We start from the raw sequence: 22466 nt of genomic DNA, 5'->3' as shown, positions 1-22466 counted from the left end.
ATCCCCTCCCGTCCCCCCACATCCTGTCGGGAGCCCCCATGCTGCGCGGCATCGACGTGAGCGCCTACCAGTCCTCCGCCTACGCCACGGACGGCCTCTCCTTCGTCTTCATCAAGGCCACGGAGGGCCGTTCGTACGTCAACCCGAAACTCGCCGCCCAGACCAAGCACGGCCGCGACGCGGGCCTGGTCGTCGGCTTCTACCACTTCCTGTGGCCGGGCAACCTCACCGCCCAGGCCGAGTACTTCCTGAGCAGGACCCCGGAGCGCACGGGCGACATCCTGGCCGTCGACTGGGAGACGACGGGCGAGGGCACCCACGCGAGCAACGCGGAGAAGGACCGTTTCTTCCGCACGCTGAAGCAGATGCGCCCGCACAACCGGATCGTGCTCTACTGCAACCGTCATTTCTGGTTGAACGTCGACACGACCTCCTACGCCGGCGACGGCCTCTGGATCGCCGACTACGTCACCGCCGGCAAGCCACGCATCAAGGCGGCGTGGCGCTTCCACCAGTACACCGACGACCCGCACGACAAGGACGTGGCCGATTTCACCAGCACGGCCGCGCTGCGGGACTGGGCCACACCCTAGGGTGACCTGCATGGACGGCACCATCACCGCGGTCAGCAGCAACGGCGTCTACTCCTTCAGCAAGCCGAACCGCGACAGCGTCCGGCTGCTCGCCGGGTTCGGCGTGGAGGGTGACGTGCATGGCGGGGCGACGGTGAAGCACCGGTTCCGGATGGCCAGGGACGCCTCGCAGCCGAATCTGCGGCAGGTGCACCTGATCCACGAGGAGCTGTTCGAGGAGGTGCGGGCCGCCGGGTTCGAGGTGGCGGCCGGGCAGCTCGGGGAGAACGTCACGACCCGCGGGATCGATCTGCTCGCCCTGCCCACGGGGACGCGGCTGCTGCTCGGGGACGAGGCCGTCGTCGAGGTGACCGGGCTGCGCAACCCGTGTGCGCAGATCGACGGCTTCCGCAAGGGGTTGCTGAGGGAAGTCGTCGGGCGGGGCTCCGACGGGCGGCCCCGCTTCAAGTCCGGGATCATGAGCGTCGTCCTCGCCGGCGGCGTGGTGCGGCCCGGGGACAGCGTCCGGGTCGAGCTGCCGGACGGGCCGCACCGGCCCCTGGAGATCGTCTGAGGCGACGGCTCTCAGCCGCGGAAGTCCGCCGGGCGTTCCGGGGTCGCCGCCTCCAGCGCCCTGGTCACCGCCTCGACGTCGCCGCGCATGCCGTAGACCGGGGTGCCGGGCTGCTGGCGCCAGGAGTCGTCGAGGCCGCCGGTGTCGACGGTGTCGAAGCCCAGCTCGTCGATCAGGTCCCGGACCTTCGCCTTGGCCGCCTCGTCGTCCCCGGCGACGGACAGCGCCATGCGGTCGGGATCGCCGGCGGGCCGCGGGCGTTCCAGGAGGTCCTGGGCGAAGGTGGCGTTGAAGGCCTTGATCACCGGGTGGCCGAGGTGCTGCTCGCTCCAGCGGCTCTCGGTCAGCCCCTCGTCCTCGATCGCCGCGATCCGGCCGTCGCGCTGCTGCGGGTAGTAGTTGCCGGTGTCGATGACCACGGCGCCCTCGGCGGCCTCGTCGAACAGGCCCTTGGGCAGGTCGGGTACCGCCTTGAGGGGCACGGTGACGATGACGATCTCGGCGTTGCGGGCGGCCTCCTCCACCCGCACCGGCGTCGCCCCGGTCTCCGCGGCCAGTTCGCTCAGCGTCTGCGGGCCGCGCGAGTTGGCGACGGAGACGTCATGGCCGAGGGCGGTGAGCCGCCGGGTCAGGTTGCCGCCGATGTTGCCCGCGCCGATGATGCCGATCTTCATGGCTCAGCCCTTCAGGTTCGATGCGCATGGTCCGGTTGCCGGGGGAAAACCCGGTGGTCTGTCCGGCTATTCCCCTTCGGCGGCCGGATGGCGGGGGCCGGACGGGTGACGGTGTCAGATCCGTACGACGATCTTGCCGGTGTGTGCGTTGGACTCCATCAGCCGGTGGGCGTCCGGGATGCGTTCCAGGCCGTCGAAGACCTCGCCGATCACCGGGCGCAGCGTGCCGTCGGCGAGGCCGGAGCCCAGGTAGTGGGCGGCGCGGCGGCGGCCTTCGGCGGTGCCGGTGAGGGTGAAGTTGCTGTAGCCGTGGACGGTGAGGGGCCACCGCATCGGCAGGACGGTGGGCTGCCCCTGAAGCCAGCCGTAGCAGATCAGGCAGCCGTCCTCGGCGGCCGCCCCGCCGAGCGTGGCGAAGCCGGGGCCGCCGATCGCGTCGAGGACGATCCCGGCGCCCTTGCCGCCGGTGAGCCGCAGGGTCTCCTTCACCACGTCCTCGTCCTCGGTGACGATCACGTGCTCCGCGCCCAGGTCGAGCAGCCGCTGCCGCTTGGCCTCGGTGCGGGTGGTGGCGAGGGGCACCGCACCGGCCCGCCGGGCGACCTGGAGGGCGGCCGTGCCGACGCCGCTGGAGGCGCCGGTGATCAGCACGTGGTCGCCGGGGGCCATGCGGGCCCGTTCGATCAGCGCGCCGTACGCCGTCGTGTACGTCAGCCAGGCCGCGGCCGCGGTGACCTCGTCGACGCCGTCGGGGCGCGGGACGAGGGTGTGCTCCGGCATCAGCACGCGGTCGCCGTAGACGCCGTGGGTGTCGAGCCTGAAGTTGGCCGCGCTCAGCACCGGGTCGCCGGGTGCGAAGGCCGTGACGCCCTCGCCGACCGCCTCGACGGTGCCGGCGGCCTCGTAGCCGTTGCGGGCGGCGGGCAGGGTGGGCTGGTAGAAGTAGCCGCCCGAGCGCAGGAGGGCCTCGGCGCGGTTGAGGGCGACGGCGGCGACGCGGACGAGGACCTCGCCGGGGCCGGGGCCGGGCAGTTCGGTCTCCTCGACGACCAGGACGTCGGGACCGCCGGTCTCGTGAAAGAGCACGCTGTGTGCGGAAGTTGACATGCCGTCGACGCTATGGCCGTGCGGCGAGACGATCCATGCCCGGCTGTCTCGGTTTTCTGTCCGTGCGTCTCGTCCTCGGCCGCACGGCGCTACGGTGCGGGGCATGGACGTACTCAGTGACGCCGTCGCCGCGATGCGCACCGGGCGGCCGCACTCCGGCCTGCGGTACAAGTACGGCCCCTGGGGGGCCCGCTTCCAGGCCACGGACGGGGCCGGGTTCCACGTGGTGCTGCGCGGGTCGGCGTGGCTGCTGCCGGCGCGGGGCGAGCCCGTCGCGCTCGGCCCCGGGGACGTGGTCTTCCTCGCCCACGGACACGGGCACGCGCTGGCCGGCTCGCCGGACGCGCCCCTGGAGGACTTCGCCGTGGACGCGGACGGCCGCCGGCCCGGACCGCCGCCTCCCCCGCCGGGCGCGCCCGAGCCGGACACCCTGATGCTGTGCGGGGCCTATCTTCTGGACCGCAGCCGCGCCCACCCCCTGCTCACCGAGCTGCCGGAGGTGGTGCATCTGCCCGCCCGGGTCGGCGCGTACGGGCCGCTGCGGGCGGCGGTGGAGCTGCTGGGGCAGGAGCTGACGGAGTGCCGGCCCGGTGCGGACATCATCGTCGCCTCGCTGCTGGACACGCTGCTGCTGTACATCCTGCGCGCCTGGTGGGAGCGCGAGCCGCACGACGCCGGGCATCCCAGCGGCTGGGCTGCGGCGCTGGCCGACCCGGCCGTCTCCGCCGCGCTGCGCGCCCTGCACGCCGATCCGGGCCGCCCCTGGACGGTGGAGGAACTGGGCGCGCAGGGCGGCCTGTCGCGGGCGGCGTTCGCGCGCCGGTTCACGGCGCTGGTCGGCAGGCCGCCGCTCGCGTATCTGACGTGGTGGCGGATGACGACGGCGGGCCGGCTGCTGCGGGCGGAGGATCTTCCGCTGCGCCAGGTCGCCGAACGGGCCGGGTACTCCTCGGAGTTCGCCTTCGCCAAGGCGTTCAAGCGGGAGTACGGGGTGGCGCCGGGGCAGTACGCAGGCAGCGGGCGCCCTACCGGGAGCAGGCGTCCTGAGCCGGCGGAAACGGGTTCTGCAGTTCCGCGGTGACCACCGCCACCGCCGTCTCCGCGTCCCCCTCGGCGATCGCCCGCGCGATCGCCTCGTGGGCGTCGTCCGCGGTGTTCGGGTCGTCGTGGCGCAGGCCGCTCAGGGCGAGGAGTTCGGTCAGGCCCTTGCGCAGGACGGGGGTGAATTGCGCGAACAGCCCGGACAGGACGATGTTGTGCGCGGCGGCGACCACGGCCGCGTGGAAGGCGATGTCGGCGTCGACGAAGGCCTCGTCGTCGGCGCCGGCCGCCGCGCGGCGGCCCTCCAGCGCCGCACGGATCGCGGCGACGTCCTCGTCGGTGCGGCGCTGCGCGGCCAGCCGGGCGCCGTGCACCTCGACGGCGGTGCGCACCTCGTAGACGTCGGTGACCGCGGCCCGGCGCAGCTGGGTGGGCCAGTCCTCGGCCGGTTCGGTGGCGGTGACGAAGACGCCGGCGCCGTGCCGGGGCCGTACCAGCCCGGCGCCGGCCAGCGCGCGCAGTGCCTCGCGCACGGTGGAGCGGCCCACGCCGAGGTCCTTGGCGAGGGTGGTCTCGCCGGGGAGTTTGCCGCCGACGGGCCAGGTGCCGTCGGCGATCTGTGCGCGCAGCCGTTGCGTGGCCTGTTCGACCAGCGGGCTGGGGCGGAGCGGGCCGTCCGGGGTCACCGGGTGCCGTCCAGGGGGGATGCCGTCACCGTGTTTCTCCAACTTGTCTGAGGAGTTTGCCGATTGCACTTGTCTGAGGAGCTGAGCAGTCGCTAGCGTACCGATCATGCTGCTGCGCCGTCTCCTTCTCCTCGGCTGCCGCGGCGGGGTCTGACGCGACCGGCGCCCCGCCGCGGGATGCCGTGCTGCCGGTCACCGTCCGACCGAGCCGAGAGGCAGCCGACGATGACCCTCACCGACGTACCGAATCCGCAGCAGTCCGGCGGGGCACCGTACCGCTGGAATCCGCAGCGTCCCAGCGCGATGCCGTACCACCGCTACCGCCCCTTCCATGAGCGCGTGCCCGTCCCCGTCACCGGCCGGGAGTGGCCCGCCGCCCGGCTGGAGCGCGCCCCGCTGTGGGTGCCGGTCGACCTGCGCGACGGCAACCAGGCGCTGGCCGAGCCGATGGACATCCCGCGCAAGCGCCGCTTCTACGACCTGCTGGTGTCGCTGGGGTTCAAGGAGATCGAGGTCGGCTACCCGTCGGCCAGCCGCGCCGACTTCGACTTCGTCCGTCACCTGGTGACCGAAGGCGCCGTCCCGGACGACGTGACGCCCGTCGTGTTCACCCCGGCCCGGCCGGAGCTGATCGACCGCACCTTCGAGGCGATCGAGGCAATGCCGCGGGCGGTGGTCCACCTGTACGTGGCGACCTCGCCGGTGTGGCGGGACGTCGTGCTGCGCCGGGACCGCGGCGAGGTGTGGCGGATCCTGCGGGAGGCCGCCGAGCACATGGTGCGCCGGGCCGGCGACACCCCTCACGTGCGCTTCCAGTTCTCCCCCGAGACCTACAACCTCACCGAGCCCGACTTCGTCCTCGAACTGTGCGACGGGCTGACGCAGTTGTGGGACGCGAGCCCGGACCGGCCGGTCACCCACAACCTGCCGGCGACCGTGGAGATCGCCACCCCCAACGTCTACGCCGACCAGATCGAGTACGCCCACCGCAACCTGGCCCGCCGTGACGCGGTGATCCTCTCCGTGCACCCGCACAACGACCGCGGCACCGGCGTCGCCTGCGCCGAACTCGCCGTCCTGGCCGGGGCGCAGCGGGTGGAGGGCTGCCTGTTCGGCAACGGCGAGCGCACCGGCAACGTCGACCTGGTGACCCTCGCGATGAACCTGTACGCCCAGGGCGTGGACCCGATGGTCGACTTCACCGACATCGACGCCGTACGGGAGACCGTCGAGCACTGCAACCGGCTGCCCGTGCACCCGCGCCACCCCTACGCCGGCGACCTGGTGTACACGGCGTTCTCCGGCACCCACCAGGACGCCATCAGCAAGGGTCTCGACCATCACGCCCGCCGCGCCAAGGAGATGGGGGTGCCGGAGGCGGACGCCCCGTGGGAGGTGCCGTATCTGCCGGTCGACCCGGCCGATGTGGGGCGCTCCTACGAGGCGGTCATCCGGGTCAACTCGCAGTCCGGCAAGGGAGGTACGGCGTATCTGCTGCGCGCCCACCACGGGCTGGACCTGCCGGCGGGCATGCGGCGGGACTTCTCGCGGGTCGTGCAGCGGGCCACCGACGACAGCGGCCGCGAGGCGACGGCGCGGGAACTGTACGAGCTGTTTCGCTCCACCTATCTCGCCGAGGGCGAGATCCGGCTGGACGCCTGGTCCGCCCGGGGCGCGGACGGCCTGGTGTGCACGCTGCACACGGGCGGGCGCACCTGGGACCTCGAGGGCACCGGACCGGGCCCGCTGACCGCCTTCGCCGACGCGCTGGCCGGTGCGGGGTACGCCGTCGAGGTGCTGGAGGTCGCCGACCACCCCGTCGGGGCGGGTACGGCCGCCTACGCCGCGTGCCAGGTGAACGGCACCACGGCCTGGGGCGCGGGGCAGGCCGGCTCGGGCCTCGAAGCCCGGGTGCGGGCGGTGCTGTCCGCCGTGAACCGGGCTCTGGCCGCGTGAGCGAGGTGCTGCGCGCCGAGGACGTCCACGTGGTGCGCGACGGGAGGCCGATCCTGCAGGAGGTGTCCCTGACCGTCCGTGCGGGCGAGCACTGGGCGCTGCTGGGCGCCAACGGGGCCGGCAAGTCCACGCTGCTCAGCCTGCTCGGCGCCCGCGTCCACCCGACCCGGGGACGGATCGAGGTGCTCGGCCGTCGCCTAGGCCGGGTGGACCTGCGGGAGCTGCGCGCATGGGTCGGCCATGTCGACCCGCGCCACCCGCTCGCCGAGCCGCTGCGGGTACGGGACGTGGTGCTGACCGGGCTGACCAACTCGGTGGCGCTGCTGCCCCGTTGGCGGCCTACGACCGGACAGCAGGCGCGCGCGGACCGGCTCATCCGCACCCTCGGCCTGGGCGAGCTGCGCGAGGCCCGCTGGCCCACGCTGTCGCAGGGGCAGCGCGGCCGGACCCTGATCGCCCGCGCGCTGATGCCCGAGCCGCGGCTGCTGCTGCTCGACGAACCCGCGACCGGCCTGGACCTGCCGGGCCGCGAGCTGCTCATCGAGGCGCTGGACGCCCTGCGCCGGGAGCATCCGCGGCTCGCGACGGTGCTGGTCACCCACCACCTGGAGGAGCTGCCCGGGCACACCACGCACGCCCTGCTGCTGCGCGACGGGCGCGCTCTCGCTCAGGGGCCGGTCGCCGGCGTCCTGACCGGCGACCGGCTCGGCAAGTGCTTCGGCCTGCCGCTCGCGCTGGAGCGGCACGACGGCCGGTGGAACGTACGCGTCAGCCGCCGGGCATGACGAAGGGGCGCACGCCGGTGGCCGGCGGGCGCCCCTCGTGCCGCACGTCACTTGTTCAGGTGCGCCCAGAACTCGTCGAAGGACAGCACCTTGTCGCCGTTGAGGTCACGGGACTTGATGATGGCCTCGGCGACCGACTCGGTGACGTTCCAGTCACCCTGCTGGGCGAGGGCGCTCTTGAACTCGGCGGCGGTGATGAAACCGTCACCGTCCGCGTCGATCCTCTGGAACTGCTTGCGTGCTTCCTCGATGTCAGCCACCGATCCGCCCCTTTTGTCGCGTTTCTTACTCGTACCGGCGTAGTGCCGCAGGTCAGATTAACGGCCCACGCGAGCACGGAGTGCGGCGACCACCCAGGCGAAGTCCTCCGCGTGCGACGGCTGGGGCTCCAGACCGTTCACGACCGCCGACAGCTCGCGGTAGCGCGCCACCCTCGCGTTCGAGGCCGCGGTCAGCCGGTCGAGCACGGCCGAGGGATCGGCGTCGCCGAGCAGCGCACGCAGCACCTCCGCCGCCTCCGGCGCCTGGGGAGCGATGCCCCGCCCGCGCGCCTCCTGAGCGAGGTGCACCAGACGGCTCATGAACCACAGCGACGTGCCCGCCGGGACGTCCGGACCCCGGTCGGCGGCGTTGAACCGGACCATCCCGCGCATCAGCGCCCGGAACTCCGGGTCCTGGATCAGCTCCGCGAGCTCCACCCAGGCGTCCACCTGCTCGGGCGTCGGGTCGTCGGGCAGGTCGGCCGTCATGAAGCGCAGCCGCCGCCGGATGTCGGGGTCGGCCGGGTCCAGCCCGTCGAAGATCTCCGCCGTGAAATCGTCGATGATCCGCTTCCGTTCGGCCGCCGACAGTCGCGCCAGTCGGTTCATCAGGGTCGTCTCCTTTGCCGTCGAACCACGTCGTGCCACGCTCGACAGCACCGCCCGCGTCACCTTCAGCGACCTGATCTGCGCGTCCAGCGCCGCCACGTGCGCCGCCGCCACCTGAGCGACCGTCCGCTCCCCGGCCAGCACCTTGCGCACGTCGTCCAGGCCGAGGCCCAGCTCGCGCAGGGTGCGGATCAGCTCCAGGCGGGCGGCGGACTCGGCGTCGTAGAGCCGGTAGCCGCCGGACGACCGGGTCACCGGTGTCAGGGCGCCCTCGTCGGACCAGTAGCGGATGGTGCGCACGGTCAGGCCACTGGCGCGGGCCAGCTCGCCGATGGTGAAAAGACCGGTGCCGTCTTCGATCATGTCTGCGAGTCTGGGCCCTCCAGCGGGTGGAGACTCAAGGAGCACGGCATGGCGGAGCTGCGGGACATCCTCGACGCGGCGGCGCGGGGCGTCTTCCCGCCGCCGGACGGCGCCACCACGGTCGTACCGCAGGAGAGCGCGCGGGACGCCGGGGTGCTGTCCTTCACCGCGCACTCGGTGATCTTCACCGACGAGGACCCGGCCTGGGTGTACGCCGCCCTGGAGGCGACGGACTGCGACCGGCTGGCGGCGACGCTGAACCCGCTCTTCCTCACCGCGTTCCTGCGCCGCACGGGTCGGACCACGGAGACCGTCGACGCGCTGCTGGTCGCCGCCCCGCTGCCGGGCGAGCCGGAGGTCGCGCTGAAGGAGATGGCCGGCGAGCACCCCCGCATCGCCTACGCCCGCCGGCGCCGCGACGGCGTGCGCGCCTGGGCGGCGGACGGCGGGGTGCTGGTGCTGGGCCGCGGGGTGGCCGGGCGGCTGGAGGTGTCGATGGAGATCGACGAGGACGTACGGCACCGGGGGCTGGGCCGGGCCCTGGTGACGGCGGCGAGGCAGCTGGCCGGGGAGCCGCTGTGGGCGCAGGTCTCGCCGGGGAACGCCCGCAGCGCGCGGGCGTTCCAGGCGGCCGGCTACCGGCAGGTGGGCGCGGAGGCGCTGCTGCGGGCCCGGTGAGCGGGGGTCAGCGGAAGATGCCGGTGTGGCCGAGCGAGTAGCGGCCGGGCTGCGGGTAGACGGCGAGGCCGTGCGGGCCGCTGCCGACCTTGATGCGGGCGAGCTGCTCGCCGGTGCGGGTGTCGATGGCGTACACCTCGGCGTTGTAGCGGCCGGAGAGCCACAGCACCTTGCCGTCCGCGGAGACGCCGCCCATGTCGGGGCTGCCGCCCTGGGGCAGGCGCCACTTCTTGGTGAGCTTGTTCTGCTGGAAGTCGAAGACGGAGATGGTGCCCTCGCCGCGGTTGGAGACGTACATCTCGCGGGAGTCGCGGCTGACGTACAGGCCGTGGGCGCCCTTGCCGGTGGGCAGCAGGGTGGGCTTGGTGAACTTGTCGCCGTCGAGGACCCACAGGCCGTCGGCCATCATGTCCGCGATGTAGAACTTCTTGCCGTCGGGCGAGATCTTGACGTCCTGCGGCATGGCGCCGCGGAACGGCAGCTTCTCCTGGCCGATCACCTTCATCGACGCGGTGTCGACCTTGAGCAGTTCGCCGCTGAACTCGCAGGAGACGATGAAGTAGCGGCCGTCGGGCGAGAAGTCGGCGTGGTTGACGCCGTAGCAGGAGACGGGGACGGTCTTCAGCCGCTTCATGGTGTGCGGATCGCGGAAGACGAGTTCGCGGTCGAGGGAGGCCATGACGACGGCGTACTTGCCGTCGGGCGTGAAGTAGAGGTTGTACGGGTCGTGCACGTCGACCGTCTTGCCGGCCTTGCCGGTGCGCGGGTCGATGGGCGTGAGGGTGTTGCCCCGGTCGTTGTTGACCCACAGCGTCTTCAGGTCCCAGGACGGCACGACGTGCTGCGGCTGGCGGCCGACCGGGATCGTCTCGATCACCTTGTACGTCTTCGGGTCGATGACGCTGACGGTGTTGGACTCGGTGTTGGGCACGTACACCCGCGACGGGAAGTCCTTGACGACCGGGGAGAGCTTGTTCGGGCGGTCGGCGGCGTAGACGTCCTTGGGGTCGAGGACGGGCGGCATGCCGGGCAGGCCGGGCACGGTGTTCTGCTTCTTCGCCGGGGCGGGCAGGGCCGCCTTGGTGGATTCGGCGGCGCCGTGGCCGCCGCCCGGGCCGCCGCAGGCGGCGAGCGCGGCGAGCGCGGCGCCGGCGATCAGGGTGCGGGTGGTTCGCTTCAGATGCATCAGCCGATCAGCTCCGTGGTGGTGACCGCGCGCAGACCGCGGCGGTCGAGTTCTTGGAGGAGGGCGGGGAGCGCGGCGACCGTGTCCCGGTAGCCGAAGTGCAGGCTCACCACGGATCCGTTACGGACCTCGCCGAGGACCTTGCGGGTGACGGCGGCGGCGCCGGGCGCGGTGAAGTCGAGGGAGTCGACGTCGTAGGACAGGACGTGCGGGTAGCCGGCCTCGGCGGCCAGGCGGGTGACGAGCGCGGAGGCCCGGGGGGCGCGGGAGGGGCGGAACCAGGTGCCGATGGAGCCGGTGAGCTTCTTCAGCCGGTCGGCGCAGGCGGTGATCTCCGCGCGGGCCTCGGCTTCGGGCATCGTGTTGATGCCCAGGTGGCGCTGGGTGTGGTTGCCGAGGTCGTGGCCGCCGTCGAGGACGCGGCGGGCCATCTCCGGGTGCTCGTCGAGCCAGGTGCCGACGGCAAGGACGGTGAGGTGGGCCCCGTGCCGCTCGGCCTCGGTCAGCAGGGCGCGGGCGATCGCGGGATCGCCCTGGCCGTGGAAGGTGAGGGCGACGCGTGGGCGGGTGCGGGGGCCGTGGTCGATCTGGGCGGGCTGCCCCGGGTAGGCGCGGGGCGCCGGTGCCGTGGCGGGCGGCGAGGAGCGGGACTGCGGAGAGTGCGGCGCCGGTCGGGCCGCGACGGAGTCGCCCGCACCGCCGGGCGCGGCGCAGGCGGAGGTGAGTGCGGCGCCGGCGAGAAAGCCGGTACCGGCGCGCAGGGCAGTACGGCGGTCGGGTGCGGTCACCTGACCATTTAAAGGGGCAAAGTACCGAAAATCAGGCAATTCACCCGGTCGCCTTGCGGGGCGCGGGTCGCGCTCGACAGGGCGAGACGAGAACCAGCGCCGTGCAGCGGCTCCCCCTTGGCCTCAGTCGAAGGAGCCCCTTTACGTACTGATGGGCCACGCATTGCCCGCACCAGAACTGCCCTGACTAGTGTCTCCCGGTTGGCATGTGCACAGAGCGAAAGTCGGGGGCCGGGGGACATGTCGGACCTGAAGAAGGAAGCGACGTCGCTGCACACGGCGGCGTCGGGGCTGCGGGGGACGGGGCATCACACGGCGAAGCCGTTGCAGGAGTTCGAGGCGGCGGCGCACGACCTGAGCGCGTTGGGGGCGCTGGGTTCGCTCCTCGGGGCGAAGGGTGAGATCGAGAAGGGCATGACCACTCTCGCGAAGCTGACGAAGGAGCTCGGGGAGGAGTGGGAGGCGGAGGCCAAGTTCATGGGTGAGGTCTCCGACGCCTTCGATCTGCTGGATGTGCTGCTGGCCGCGGCCGGCAAGTCCGGCAAGTCCGGCAAGAAGGGCTGAGGCGGGCCGTGGTCGACCTCAACCCGCTGCACTACATCAACAAGTTCAACCACATGTTCGGCGACACGATCGCCAGCGGCCTGGAGTTCCTCGGCACCACGGATCCGGCGGTGGACCCGGACGGCGTACGCGAGATAGCCAAGAAGTGGCGGCACCTGGCGACCGGCCTGGACGGGGCGGCGGGCGCTTGTCCCGTAAGCCCGAGACCTGGCGTTACAACTGGGACGCTGAGGACCGTCTGACTTCCGTCGTCACTCCGGATGGAACGGAATGGCATTACCGGTACGACCCGCTGGGACGGCGATCGCCAAGGAACGGTTGGCCGATGACGGAACAACGGTCGTCGAGCGGGTGGACTTCGCCTGGGACAACGCCACGCTTCTATGGGGTGGACGTGAGTTGACCCGCCGCTCCACCAGGGAAACAGGACACGACATGACTGAAGCAGAGTTGACCCGGGCATTGGCAAACGCGGGACTGGAGTACCTGGGAACGGCGGACCGCGATGCTTGCCTTTTGCCGCCCCGCCTTGCAGCCTATGCCAATTCGACGGCGGCGGATGGAAACGAGTGGGCCGTCAGTGTGGAGAACAATGCGCAGGACTTCCAGCAACGGGTGAACCACGAGTGGTACATGCTGAGTGCGCACCAAGGCCTGTTCGAGACGGGGCGCCCCGAGTTCCTTCTGGCGGTTCCCGACCTCGACCGACACGGCGACTCTTGGTGGGCGCGCGTGGCCTTGGGCACCGAATGGGACCTGGCTGGATCGGGGGCGGCAGCACACGTGACGGGGCATGGGTGGGGGCACCCCGAGTTCCTGATGCTGTCGCGAACGGGCGATGTCGTGATTCAGGGCACACAAGGGCAGGAATGGACAGACGTCGTCGCACTACGGGACCCCCACCGTATTTCTTCGTTCAGAGCGATGGGTGCCAGCCTGCTCGAAAACAGGTCCATCACGCCGTCCACACTTGAAGCGGTGGAGCGCTGGCTTGTACGGACTGCTGCTTGACTCCTGGAACGGTGACATTCTCCGAACGCACGGGTGACGATCTCTACGGAATTCCGAGCGGCATGCTCGAAGAGTCCGGAGCCGGGGGAGGCGCCGCCTGAGCTGTGCGCCTTCGACGTGCGGACGGAGTGCCCGGCCGCGGAGTTCGGCGGCAGGCTGCGCTCCGTGCTGGCCCCGGCTCTCCGGCTGGCCGTCTCGGGGCATTTCGACGGAGAGGGCCTGCCCGTCGAGGACATCCCTCAATGGTTCGCGACCGCTTGCGGACACGACTCGTCCCTGCCGTTCCCCGGCTTCGCCGAACGGGACGTGGAGCGCTACGAGGCCCACGTCGGCGGCGGCTCCTGGGAGCTCCAGGAGTGGCTCTACCAGTTCGATCCCGAGTCCGAATTCCGCGGCTGGGCCTGGTGGGATCTGACGCGAACCGGTGATCACGACGTCAGGATCTGGGTGGACACGTGGGGCGAGAGCTTCTTCGCATGCGACGAACTGCGCTGGCTCGCCTATGTCTCGGGCGCCGCGGACGTCCGTGGCCCCACAGTGGTGCGGTCCTCCGACCGGCAGGCCGCCGTCGCTCCCTGAACGGCCAAGCGCACCGGCGGGTCGCGTCCTGGGTCAGCGGTCCCCGGTGCGCATTTCGAACCAGGTCGTCTTGCCGCGGGGCAGCAGGTCCACGCCCCAGCGGTCGGCGATCTTGTCGACCAGGAAAAGGCCGCGGCCGCTGATGTCGGTCTCGCGGACGGGCATCAGGCAGGGCAGGCCGCGGGAGGGGTCGCGGACCTCGACGCGGATACGGCCGCGCAGCCGGCGCATGCGCAGACCGAAGACGCGGGCGCCGGTGTGCCGGACGGCGTTGCCGACGAGTTCGGAGACGAGCAGGACGGCGTCCTCGGCGAGCTTGGGGCTCAGGCCCCAGTGACGCAGGATCACCACCTGCGTCAGCCGGCGCGCGGTGGCCGCGGACTCGGGGCGGGACGGCAGCGGCACATCCTGTTCCGCCGGGTTGCCGAACAACTCCAGTGCCTTGAGCGCTCGTTCGTCCTCCACCGCAGGCGACCAGCGCGCCGCCACAGCACGGCCGTGTCCCCGCGGCTGTTCGATGCCCTCCAGCCCCGCCATGCCCCCATCATGGCCGCCCGAAGGGGCGCCGGGGGCCGTTCTGCTGGAATACGCCCCCCGGGCGCCCCCGTTCCACCTCTTGCGCCCGGCATATGCGTCAGGCAGTTCGGGGTCCGCCGTGACCCTACTGACCTGCGACGACGGCTCGACCGGAGGCAACAGACAGGCTCCCTCGACAAGGCAGGCTTAAGGTTGCCCAAAGGTTCCCATAAACCGCCCCATCGAGGGACCCCGAATCAGACACAGCGTCAATTGCAAGTGTCTTGAGGTGTGTTCAGAGGAACTTCGCCTTGCCCGGCCCCTCCTCCACGAAGCTCTTCATGCCGCGCTCACGGTCCTCGGTGGCGAACAGGCCCGCGAACCAGTTGCGTTCCACCGCGAGTCCGGTGTCGATGTCCGTCTCCAGACCGGTGTCGATGGACTCCTTCGCCGCGCGCAGCGCGATCGCCGGGCCCTGCGCCAGCTTCGCCGCCCACGCGTGCGCCTCGGCGTACACGTCGGCGGCCGGCACCACCCGGTCGACCAGGCCGAGCGCCAGCGCCTCGTCGGCCTTGACCATCCGGCCGGTGAAGATGAGGTCCTTGGCCTTGGACGGGCCGATCAGCCGGGACAGGCGCTGGGTGCCGCCGGCGCCGGGGATCAGGCCGAGCAGGATCTCCGGCTGGCCGAGCTTGGCGTTCTCGCCGGCGATCCGGTAGTCGGCGCACAGCGCCAGCTCGCAGCCGCCGCCGAGCGCGTAGCCGGTGACGGCGGCGACGACCGGCTTGGGGATGCGGGCGACGGCGGTGAAGGCGTCCTGCAGGGCGCGGGCGCGCAGGACCATCGCCGCGTGGTCCATGGCCTGCATCTCCTTGATGTCCGCGCCCGCCGCGAACACCTTCTCGCCGCCGTACACGACGACCGCGCGCACGTCGTCGCGGCGGCCGGCCTCCTCGGCGAGTTCCTTGAGCCTGTCCTGCGTGGCGACGTCCAGGGCGTTCATCGGCGGGCGGTCGAGGCGCAGCGTGCCGACGCCTTCGGCGACTTCGAGATGTACGGTCATGCCAGCAGGTTAACGGGGACTAACGGGATCGGACGGGGTGCGCTCGCTCACACCCGGCCGGGGGTCCGGGGGTTGTCCCCCGGGCAAGCACAGCACGGGGACTAACGGGATCGGACGGGGTGCGCTCGCTCACACCCGGCCGGGCAGAGTACAGCGCGGCGCTGACGCACGCGGGCCCGGCGCCGTAAAGCACAGCGCCGGGCCCGTCACAGCGGGGGAACTACTTCGTCCACTCCGCCCACGGCATGTTCCAGCCGTTGAGGCCGTTGTCCGGGGCGACCGTCGCGTCGTGGGAGTTCTTCACGACCACCACGTCGCCGATCAGCGAGTGGTTGAAGAACCAGGCCGCCGGCACCGAGCTGTCGTAGCCGCCGCGCACATCGCGCAGGCCGACGCAGCCGTGGCTGGCGTTGTAGTTGCCGAAGGCGTCGCGGCCCCAGTAGTTGCCGTGCAGGAAGGTGCCGGAGGTGGTCAGGCGCAGGGCGTGCGGGACGTCCTTGATGTCGTACTCGCCGCCGTAGCCGACCGTCTCGCCGTTCATCCGGGTCACGGCGAGCTTCTCGCTGATGACCATCTGGCCGTTCCAGGTGTCGTAGCCGGGCTTGCCGGTGGTGACGGGCAAGGTCTTGACGACCTTGCCGTCCTGGGTGACCTGCATGGTGTGCTTCTTGGCGTCCACGTAGGACACCTGGTTGCGCCCGATGGTGAAGGACACCGTCTTCTTCTGCTTGCCGTAGACGCCGGGGCGGCCCTCGACGCCGTCCAGGTTCAGCGTGACGGTGACCTTGGTGCCGGACTTCCAGTACCGCTCGGGGCGGAAGTCCAGGCGGTCGTTGCCGAACCAGTGGCCCTGCACGTCGACCGCCGGCACGGTCTTGATCTTGATGGCCTTCTCCACGTCCTGCGGGTGCGTGATGCCCCGCGAGAAGCGCAGCGAGAACGGCATGCCGACACCCACGGTGGAGCCGTCCTCCGGGGTGAAGGTGCCGGTGAAGGTGTTCTTCGGGGTCAGCGTGGTGAACGCGGAGTCCTCGGCCGCCGTACGGCCCTCGGCGTCCTTGGCGACCGCGTGCACCTGGTAGCGGGTGGCGGCGGCCAGGTGCGCGGCGGGCGCCCAGGAGGAGCCGTCGGCGGATATCGCCCCGCCGACCGCCGTCCCCTTGGCGTCCTTGACCACGACCTCGGTCAGCTTGCCCTTGGCCGCGCTGACCTTGAGCGCCCCGCTGGTGTCGACGGCCGTGGCGCCGTCCTTCGGCGCGACGGTGACGACCGCCTCCGACTGCTTGCTCGTCGCCGCGGAGGCGTCACCCCCCTTGCCGTCCTCCGCGTCCGAGCCGCCGCCCCCGCCGCACGCCGTGACGGCGAACAGCAGCGCGCCGGCGGTCAGCGCCAGCCCCGCGCGGCCCCGTCCGCGCCCCGCAACCGATGCCCCCGATATCGGCCCGATGTTCAAGTTGTTTCTCCCTCCCCCGGGCCCTGTCAGGCCCACACGCCCCGCGCGTCGCGCGCACACGGCGCATATTAACTGCCCGGTCAGGAGCGTCGGCGGCCTCGGAATGTCACCGTTCCGTCCCAACTCCCGGCCGGGCTCGCCTCAGCGCACGGCGCCCCCCGCCTTCCACTCGGTCCAGCCCAGGTTCCAGCCGCCGAGGCCGTTGTCGGGCGCCACCGTCTTGTCCTTGCTGTTGACCACCTCGACGACGTCCCCGATCAGGCTGCGGTCGAAGAACCAGCCCGCCGGGGTGTCGGAGCCGCCGCCCTTGGCGTCGCGCAGGCCCACGCAGCCGTGACTGACGTTGGTCCGGCCGAAGACGTCCTCGTCGGCCCAGTAGTTGCCGTGCAGGAAGGTGCCCGAGTCGGTCAGCCGCATGGCGTGCGGCACGTCGGGGATGTCGTACTCGCCCTTGCCGTCGGTCTTCTTGAAGCCGACCGTCGCCCCGTTCATCCGGGTGACCTCGAGCATCTCCATCACCACCATCTTCCCGTTGTAGGTGGTGTTCTTCGGCGATCCCGCGGTGATCGGCACGGTGGCCAGCAGCTCGCCGTCCCGGCGCACCTCCATGGTGTGCTCGGCGGCGTCCACCAGGGACACCTGGCTGCGGCCGATGGTGAAGGAGAACGACTTGGACTGCAGCCCGTACACCCCGCGCGCGCCCTGCACGTCCCGCAGCCCCAGGTCGACGGTGACCTTGGTGCCGGGCCGCCAGTAGCGCTCGGGGCGGAAGTCGACACGGTCCTTGCCGAACCAGTGCGGGCGGATCTCGACGGCCGGTTCGGCGCGCACCCGGATGGCCCGCTCCACGGCGGCCCGGTTCTCCAGCTCCCGGCTGAACTGGATCGACACGATCATCCCGGTGCCGACGACCGAGCGGTTCTCCGGGGTGACGTAGCCGATGAAGCGCTCGCCGGGGACGTAGGTGGTGAACGTGGCGTGGCGGGCGGAGCGGTCCCCGTCGCCGTCGACGGCCACCGCGTCGACGGTGTAGCGGGCGGCGAGGGCGAGCCGGTCGTCGTCGGGGCGCCAGGTCAGGCCGTCGGCGGAGACGCGGCCGGGCACCGGGATGTCCTGGGCGTCCTGGGAGGCGACCACCTTGACCGACTCCAGCCGGCCGTCGGGCACCGTGACGCGCAGCTTCCGCTCGGGCCGTACGCCCTTGCTGCCGTCGTCCGGCGTGATGCGGATGGCGTCCTCCGACGCGCCGGGTTTACCGAAGATCCCGCCGGGACCGCCGGAGCCGTCCGACGTGCAGCCGGCGACTCCCGCCAGCAGTCCTGCCCATGTCAATACGGCGGCCAGCGCGGCCCCCGCGCGCCGCGCGCGCCCGTGTACGTGCCTCACGAGCAGCCCAACGAGCGGGGCCGCCCCGGGGAAACGTGAGTGCGAGCCACGGTCTGGGCAGAACTGTGGGGAGGACGACGACACGACGGGGAGCACGGTGTGGGACGCCGTACGCCCTGAACGGGTCTCGCCATGAGCCGCGGGAGGCTGAACGGTGTCCAGCGCAGCCGAGCAGGAGGCGGTGACGGCAGGGCGCGCCGCTGAGCAGGGGCGCCCGGCCGCCGCTGTGAACGGGGTGCAGCGCCTGCCCGTGTGGCCGGGTGCGCCCACGCCGCTGGGCGCCCGTTTCCGGGTCGGCCCGGACGGTGTCGCCGGGACGAACTTCGCCCTGTGGGCGGGCGGCGCGGAGGGCGTCGAACTGTGTCTCTTCGACGAGGACGGCGTGGAGACGCGGCTGAAGCTGACCGAGCTGACGCACGAGATCTGGCACGGCTTCGTGCCGGGCGTGCTGCCCGGGCAGCGTTACGGCTTCCGGGTGCACGGCCGCTGGGATCCGTGGACCGGTGGCCGCTGGAACCCGGCGAAGCTGCTGCTCGACCCGTACGCCCGCGCGGTGGACGGGGAGTTCCCGCTGCCGCCCGAGGTGTACGGGCACGTCCGCGACTGGCCGGACCAGCACGTCGCCGACACCGTCCGCGACGACCGGGACTCGGCGCCGTACGTCCCGAAGGGGGTCGTCGTCCACGATGACGACGACTGGTCGGACGACCGGCGCCCGAAGACGCCGTGGGCCGACTCGGTGATCTACGAGCTGCACGTGCGCGGCTTCACCAAGCTGCACCCGGGCATCCCGGAGGAGCTGCGCGGCACCTACGCCGGGCTCGCCCACCCGGCGGCGATCGAGCATCTGACGCGGCTCGGGGTGACGGCGGTGGAACTGCTGCCGGTGCACCAGTTCGCCCACGAGGACCATCTGCTCAGGCGGGGCCTGCGCAACTACTGGGGCTACAACTCCATCGGCTACTTCGCCCCGCACGCCGGCTACGCCGCCTCCGGCACCGCCGGCCAGCAGGTCGGCGAGTTCAAACGGATGGTGCGCGCGCTGCACGAGGCCGGGATCGAGGTCATCCTCGACGTCGTCTACAACCACACCGCCGAGGCCGGGGAGTACGGCCCGACGCTGTCACTGAAGGGCATCGACAACCGCGGCTACTACCGCCTCCAGTCCGACGCGCGCCGGTACGCCGACTACACGGGCTGCGGCAACACCCTGCACGTCGTGCAGCCGCACGTGCTGCGTCTGATCACCGACTCACTGCGCTACTGGGTCACCGAGATGGGCGTCGACGGCTTCCGCTTCGACCTCGCGGCGGCCCTCGCCCGCTCGATGCACGACGTCGACATGCTGTCCCCGTTCCTCGCGGTGATCGCCCAGGACCCGGTGCTGCGCCGGGTCAAGCTGATCGCCGAGCCGTGGGACGTGGGCTCCGGCGGCTACCAGGTGGGCGCATTCCCGCCGCTGTGGACGGAGTGGAACGACCGCTACCGCAACGCCGTGCGGGATTTCTGGCGGCACGCCCTGCCCGACGTGCGCGAGATGGGCTACCGGCTGTCCGGCTCCAGCGACCTGTACGCCTGGGGCGGGCGACGGCCGTACGCCTCGGTCAACTACATCACCGCGCATGACGGTTTCACCCTGCGCGACCTGGTCAGTTACGAGCGCAAGCACAACGAGGCCAACGGCGAGGGCAACCGGGACGGCAGCGACGACAACCGTTCCTGGAACTGCGGGGCGGAGGGCGAGAGCGACGACACCCGCATTCTCGCCCTGCGCAGACGGCAGCTGCGCAACCTGCTCACCACCCTGCTGCTGTCCACCGGCGTGCCCATGCTGGTCGCGGGCGACGAGATGGGCCGCACCCAGCGCGGCAACAACAACGCCTACTGCCAGGACAACGAGCTGGGCTGGGTGGACTGGCGGCTGCTGGACGAGCCCGGCTGGAAGGCGCTGCTCGACCTGACCTCCCGGCTGATCGCCCTGCGCCACCGGCATCCGGTGCTGCGCCGCCGGGCCTTCTTCTCCGGCCGGCCGCAGGCGGCGGACGGGCTGCGCGACCTGGCCTGGTTCACCGCGCGCGGCTCCGAGATGACGGAACGGGACTGGTACGCGCCCGCCGCGACCCTCGGCATGTACCTCTCGGGGCGGGACATCCCCGGCCGCGACGAGCGGGGCGCGCCGATCCTCGACGACAGCTTCCTCGCGGTGCTGCACGCCGGGGAGGACCCGGTGCGGTTCGTGCTGCCGGGGCCACCGTGGGCGGAGCGGTACGAGGTGGTCGTGGACACCGCGCGGGAGGAGCAGACGCGGGCGCCGGAGGTGACGCACCCGGCGGGCACGGCGATCACGGTGCCGGGGCGGTCGGTGCTGCTGCTGCGGGTGCACTGAGCGGCGCTGCGTCTCGCGCCCCTGGACGACCGGGCCCCGGCCGCCCCCTGACGGGGGGTGACCGGGGCCGGGTGGTGCGGGGCCTGCGTCAGGCCTGGGTCAGCCGAAGGCCTTGACCGTGTTCCAGTTGACGGTCAGCACTATGCGTACGGCTGCGCCCGTGTCGGTGCGGGAGGGGTGGTAGATCCGGGTGTAGCCGTCGGAGGCGAAGCGGGCCCAGATGTCGGGGATGCCGTCGTTGTTGACGTCGGGGATGCCGATGGCGGTGGGTACGTTGGTGTCGCTCCAGTTGGCGCCGTAGGTCTCGTCCTTGCCGGTGAGGGAGTTGGCGGCCAGTTTGAGGGATTCCAGGTCGACGCTGCCGGCGACCGTGCCGGGTTTGCCCTGGCGGTCGTACATGCTGCCGGTGTCGAGGTTGCGCCACAGCAGGTCGGGGGTGTTGTCGCCGTTGATGTCGGCGACGTTGACGATCTCGCGGCGGGCCCAGGCGTCGGCGTTCATCTGGGTGGCGGTCTGGAAGGTGGCGCCGGTGTAGCCGGACAGTGTCCAGAATTCGGCTCCGGCGCGCAGGACGAGGTCGGGCAGCTTGTCGCCGGTGATGTCGCCGACGGCCTTGATCTGCGTCCACGTCGAGGGCGCCGGGGCGTTGGCGGGGAGGCGGACTTCGAGGCGCTGGGTGACGTCGAAGCTGCCGTAGCCGTCGCCGGGGTAGAGCCAGAAGTGGCCGTCGGGGGAGACGGAGAACAGGTCGGTGGAGCCGTCGCCGGGGTAGGTGTCCTGGTAGTGGGTGATCAGGGCGGCCTTGCCGGTGGCGGGGTCGAACCAGTGCCCGGCCGAGTCGGGCTTCTTGTCGGCGTCGTAGGAGGCGATGAGGCAGTTGTAGAGGTCGCCGTCCGGGCCGCCGACGCAGTTGCGCAGGTTGCCGTCGGCGTTGACGATGATCAGGTCGGGCAGGGCGTCACCGGTGGCGTCCATCGGGCCGTCGGCCTTGTCCCGGGGCGGCACGAAGAACGAGTAGTCGGTGCGCTTGCTGGCGTTGCCGAGCGAGTCATAGGCGTACACCTGGATGGTGTTGGGGCCCGCGTGCGCCGGCGCCAGGGTGCTGACGGTGACGGTGTTGTTCGTCGCGGTCACGTCGACGGGGTTGTTGCCCTCGATCGACCAGCGGAACTTCGCCGCACCCTCGGAGGTGAAGGTGACGGCGCCCTTGCCCCCGAACTTGACCGTGGACCAGGTCTGCCCGTCCGGGGTGGCCTCGGGGAAGACGGTGCTGTCCACGGTGGGCGGCGGCGGAGCGGAGCCGTCGACGGTGACGGTGCAGCGGTTGCCGCTGGTCGGGTAGTACGCGGAGACAGCGGGCGTCGAGTTGCTGTCCTCCGCGCGCACGTCCCAGTAGTAGACACCCTTGTCGACCAGGGTGGACGAGGCGATCGTCAGAGTGGCCTTGCCGGTGCTGTCCGTCGTGACCGTCGTGCCGGCCGGGGTGGTGGCACCGGACTTCCAGAAGCGGAACCGCAACGACTTGAGGTTGCCGTCGGGGTCGGAGGACTTGGCCGACAGGACCAGGTTGGTCTTGCCGACGGTCGTGCCGGCCGTGGTCTGGTTGCAGGTGCCGCCGGGCGTGCTGGAGACGCTGGACGGCGTGGCGGGCGGCCGGTTGTAGACGACCTCCATGGTGGCGCCGGTGGCCTGGAACTTACGCCAGGTCTGCGTGTCGGTCTCGCTGGTGGCGCGCATACCGAAGGTGATGTTCGACCAGCCGCCGTCCGCCGCCTTCTGCGCCGCGGACTTCACGTTGAACGCTTCATAGGCGTCCGGGCAGGAGCTGGAGGACCAGCCGTGCGCGAACGACTTGCGCTGGATCTCCGTGGACCAGCTCGGCTGCGCGTTCCAGGTGGTGCCGGAAGAGATCGCCCCGGTCAGCCAGAACTGGAACTCACGCGTCGTACACGACCAGGAGTGGTTGTTGAGCACCTTGAAGGTGGCGGAGGTGATGTCCGCGCCCTTGAGGCTGGTGCTGTAGTTCATGCGCCAGAAGGAGCGGGCGGTACCGCCGGTGTCGCTCTCGTGTCCGACGCGGGCGTCGGAGGTGCCGGAGGAGAAGTTGGTGCCGTTCCAGAAGCTGGAGTTCGGGTACGGCTTGTAGGCGACGGTCCAGGCCAGCCAGCCGCTGTTCAGGGTGGGGTCGACGAAGACCGGGTAGTGCGTGTCCGCCTTCGTGAACAGGCC

22 protein-coding genes and 1 pseudogene are annotated in these 22466 nt (G+C 71.6%); 11 read left to right on the top strand and 12 right to left on the bottom strand.

Features of this window, described 5'->3' with window-relative positions:
• Window positions 1-38 precede the first annotated feature (38 nt).
• Window positions 39-593 (top strand): glycoside hydrolase family 25 protein, encoded by a 555-nt coding sequence (locus AC0B9F_RS29805; RefSeq protein ID WP_472007776.1) that lies wholly within the window; start codon window positions 39-41, stop codon window positions 591-593.
• Window positions 594-603: 10 nt separating this feature from the next.
• Window positions 604-1146 (top strand): MOSC domain-containing protein, encoded by a 543-nt coding sequence (locus tag AC0B9F_RS29800; RefSeq protein ID WP_472007775.1) that lies wholly within the window; start codon window positions 604-606, stop codon window positions 1144-1146.
• Window positions 1147-1157: 11 nt separating this feature from the next.
• Here the strand turns inward: AC0B9F_RS29800 and AC0B9F_RS29795 are convergent, their stop codons facing one another.
• Both AC0B9F_RS29795 and AC0B9F_RS29790 read right to left on the bottom strand, forming a co-directional pair.
• Window positions 1158-1820, bottom strand: a complete 663-nt coding sequence (locus AC0B9F_RS29795) for an NADPH-dependent F420 reductase (protein ID WP_472007773.1) — start codon at window positions 1818-1820, stop codon at window positions 1158-1160.
• 114 nt (window positions 1821-1934) lie between these two features.
• Window positions 1935-2927: a zinc-dependent alcohol dehydrogenase family protein gene (locus AC0B9F_RS29790; protein WP_472007772.1), complete on the bottom strand. Its 993-nt coding sequence runs from the start codon at window positions 2925-2927 to the stop codon at window positions 1935-1937.
• A 103-nt stretch (window positions 2928-3030) separates the two neighbouring features.
• Between AC0B9F_RS29790 and AC0B9F_RS29785 the strand changes: the two genes are divergently transcribed.
• Window positions 3031-4008: an AraC family transcriptional regulator gene (locus AC0B9F_RS29785; protein ID WP_472007771.1), complete on the top strand. Its 978-nt coding sequence runs from the start codon at window positions 3031-3033 to the stop codon at window positions 4006-4008.
• Here AC0B9F_RS29785 and AC0B9F_RS29780 read toward each other — a convergent pair.
• Window positions 3953-4654: a FadR/GntR family transcriptional regulator gene (locus AC0B9F_RS29780; RefSeq protein ID WP_472007769.1), complete on the bottom strand. Its 702-nt coding sequence runs from the start codon at window positions 4652-4654 to the stop codon at window positions 3953-3955. The two genes, AC0B9F_RS29785 and AC0B9F_RS29780, sit on opposite strands and share 56 nt — an antisense overlap.
• A gap of 225 nt (window positions 4655-4879) precedes the next feature.
• Here AC0B9F_RS29780 and AC0B9F_RS29775 point away from each other — a divergent pair, with 225 nt between their 5' ends.
• Window positions 4880-6610, top strand: coding sequence for a 2-isopropylmalate synthase (locus AC0B9F_RS29775; RefSeq protein ID WP_472007768.1), 1731 nt, complete (start codon window positions 4880-4882; stop codon window positions 6608-6610).
• Entirely contained in the window at window positions 6607-7395 is a 789-nt protein-coding gene (locus AC0B9F_RS29770; RefSeq protein ID WP_472007766.1) for an ABC transporter ATP-binding protein, read from the top strand. The genes AC0B9F_RS29775 and AC0B9F_RS29770 overlap by 4 nt, the downstream gene beginning before the upstream one ends.
• 47 nt (window positions 7396-7442) lie before the next feature.
• Here the strand turns inward: AC0B9F_RS29770 and AC0B9F_RS29765 are convergent, their stop codons facing one another.
• Complete coding sequence (locus AC0B9F_RS29765; protein WP_363262370.1) at window positions 7443-7655, bottom strand: EF-hand domain-containing protein; 213 nt, start codon at window positions 7653-7655, stop codon at window positions 7443-7445.
• A gap of 57 nt (window positions 7656-7712) precedes the next feature.
• On the bottom strand, window positions 7713-8627 hold the full coding sequence (locus AC0B9F_RS29760) for a MerR family transcriptional regulator (RefSeq protein WP_472007764.1): 915 nt from the start codon (window positions 8625-8627) through the stop codon (window positions 7713-7715).
• 48 nt (window positions 8628-8675) lie between these two features.
• Here AC0B9F_RS29760 and AC0B9F_RS29755 point away from each other — a divergent pair, with 48 nt between their 5' ends.
• Window positions 8676-9305: a GNAT family N-acetyltransferase gene (locus AC0B9F_RS29755; RefSeq protein ID WP_472007763.1), complete on the top strand. Its 630-nt coding sequence runs from the start codon at window positions 8676-8678 to the stop codon at window positions 9303-9305.
• A gap of 7 nt (window positions 9306-9312) precedes the next feature.
• On the opposite strand, the gene AC0B9F_RS29750 is transcribed toward AC0B9F_RS29755, so the two are convergent.
• Both AC0B9F_RS29750 and AC0B9F_RS29745 read right to left on the bottom strand, forming a co-directional pair.
• Window positions 9313-10491 carry a YncE family protein gene (locus AC0B9F_RS29750; RefSeq protein ID WP_472007762.1) on the bottom strand — a complete coding sequence of 393 codons (1179 nt, stop codon included), beginning with the start codon at window positions 10489-10491 and terminating at the stop codon, window positions 9313-9315.
• The gene (locus AC0B9F_RS29745; RefSeq protein ID WP_472007761.1) at window positions 10491-11279 is read right to left on the bottom strand and encodes a polysaccharide deacetylase family protein; all 789 of its coding nucleotides are present in this window, start codon (window positions 11277-11279) and stop codon (window positions 10491-10493) included. Before AC0B9F_RS29745 ends, AC0B9F_RS29750 begins: the two co-directional genes overlap by 1 nt.
• Window positions 11280-11519: 240 nt before the next feature.
• On the opposite strand from AC0B9F_RS29745, the gene AC0B9F_RS29740 reads away from it, so the two are divergent.
• From AC0B9F_RS29740 to AC0B9F_RS29725, 4 genes and pseudogenes are all read left to right on the top strand, one after another.
• A complete protein-coding gene (locus tag AC0B9F_RS29740; RefSeq protein ID WP_472007760.1) occupies window positions 11520-11843 on the top strand; it encodes a hypothetical protein in 324 nt (107 codons plus the stop codon).
• A gap of 8 nt (window positions 11844-11851) precedes the next feature.
• Window positions 11852-12085: a hypothetical protein gene (locus tag AC0B9F_RS29735; RefSeq protein ID WP_472007759.1), complete on the top strand. Its 234-nt coding sequence runs from the start codon at window positions 11852-11854 to the stop codon at window positions 12083-12085.
• A pseudogene (locus AC0B9F_RS29730) lies at window positions 12028-12224 on the top strand (RHS repeat domain-containing protein); the annotation flags it as partial. The gene AC0B9F_RS29735 and the pseudogene AC0B9F_RS29730, both read left to right, overlap by 58 nt.
• Window positions 12225-12971: 747 nt before the next feature.
• Window positions 12972-13433, top strand: a complete 462-nt coding sequence (locus tag AC0B9F_RS29725) for a hypothetical protein (protein ID WP_472007758.1) — start codon at window positions 12972-12974, stop codon at window positions 13431-13433.
• Between the two features lie 33 nt (window positions 13434-13466).
• Here the strand turns inward: AC0B9F_RS29725 and AC0B9F_RS29720 are convergent, their stop codons facing one another.
• From AC0B9F_RS29720 to AC0B9F_RS29705, 4 genes are all read right to left on the bottom strand, one after another.
• Window positions 13467-13970, bottom strand: a complete 504-nt coding sequence (locus AC0B9F_RS29720) for an ATP-binding protein (protein WP_472007757.1) — start codon at window positions 13968-13970, stop codon at window positions 13467-13469.
• A gap of 274 nt (window positions 13971-14244) precedes the next feature.
• Window positions 14245-15012, bottom strand: a complete 768-nt coding sequence (locus AC0B9F_RS29715; protein ID WP_472007756.1) for an enoyl-CoA hydratase/isomerase family protein — start codon at window positions 15010-15012, stop codon at window positions 14245-14247.
• Between the two features lie 220 nt (window positions 15013-15232).
• A complete protein-coding gene (locus tag AC0B9F_RS29710) occupies window positions 15233-16465 on the bottom strand; it encodes a L,D-transpeptidase (protein WP_472007754.1) in 1233 nt (410 codons plus the stop codon).
• A gap of 141 nt (window positions 16466-16606) precedes the next feature.
• A complete protein-coding gene (locus AC0B9F_RS29705; RefSeq protein ID WP_472007753.1) occupies window positions 16607-17851 on the bottom strand; it encodes a L,D-transpeptidase in 1245 nt (414 codons plus the stop codon).
• Between the two features lie 154 nt (window positions 17852-18005).
• Here AC0B9F_RS29705 and glgX point away from each other — a divergent pair, with 154 nt between their 5' ends.
• Window positions 18006-20237 carry a glycogen debranching protein GlgX gene (gene glgX / locus AC0B9F_RS29700; protein ID WP_472007752.1) on the top strand — a complete coding sequence of 744 codons (2232 nt, stop codon included), beginning with the start codon at window positions 18006-18008 and terminating at the stop codon, window positions 20235-20237.
• Window positions 20238-20336: 99 nt separating this feature from the next.
• Here glgX and AC0B9F_RS29695 read toward each other — a convergent pair.
• Window positions 20337-22466: DNRLRE domain-containing protein (locus AC0B9F_RS29695; protein WP_472007750.1), on the bottom strand; the 2130-nt coding region annotated here is incomplete at its 5' end.

The organism is Streptomyces sp. NPDC097129, assembly GCF_055668065.1.
This window is presented reverse-complemented; position numbering and strand designations above follow the sequence as displayed.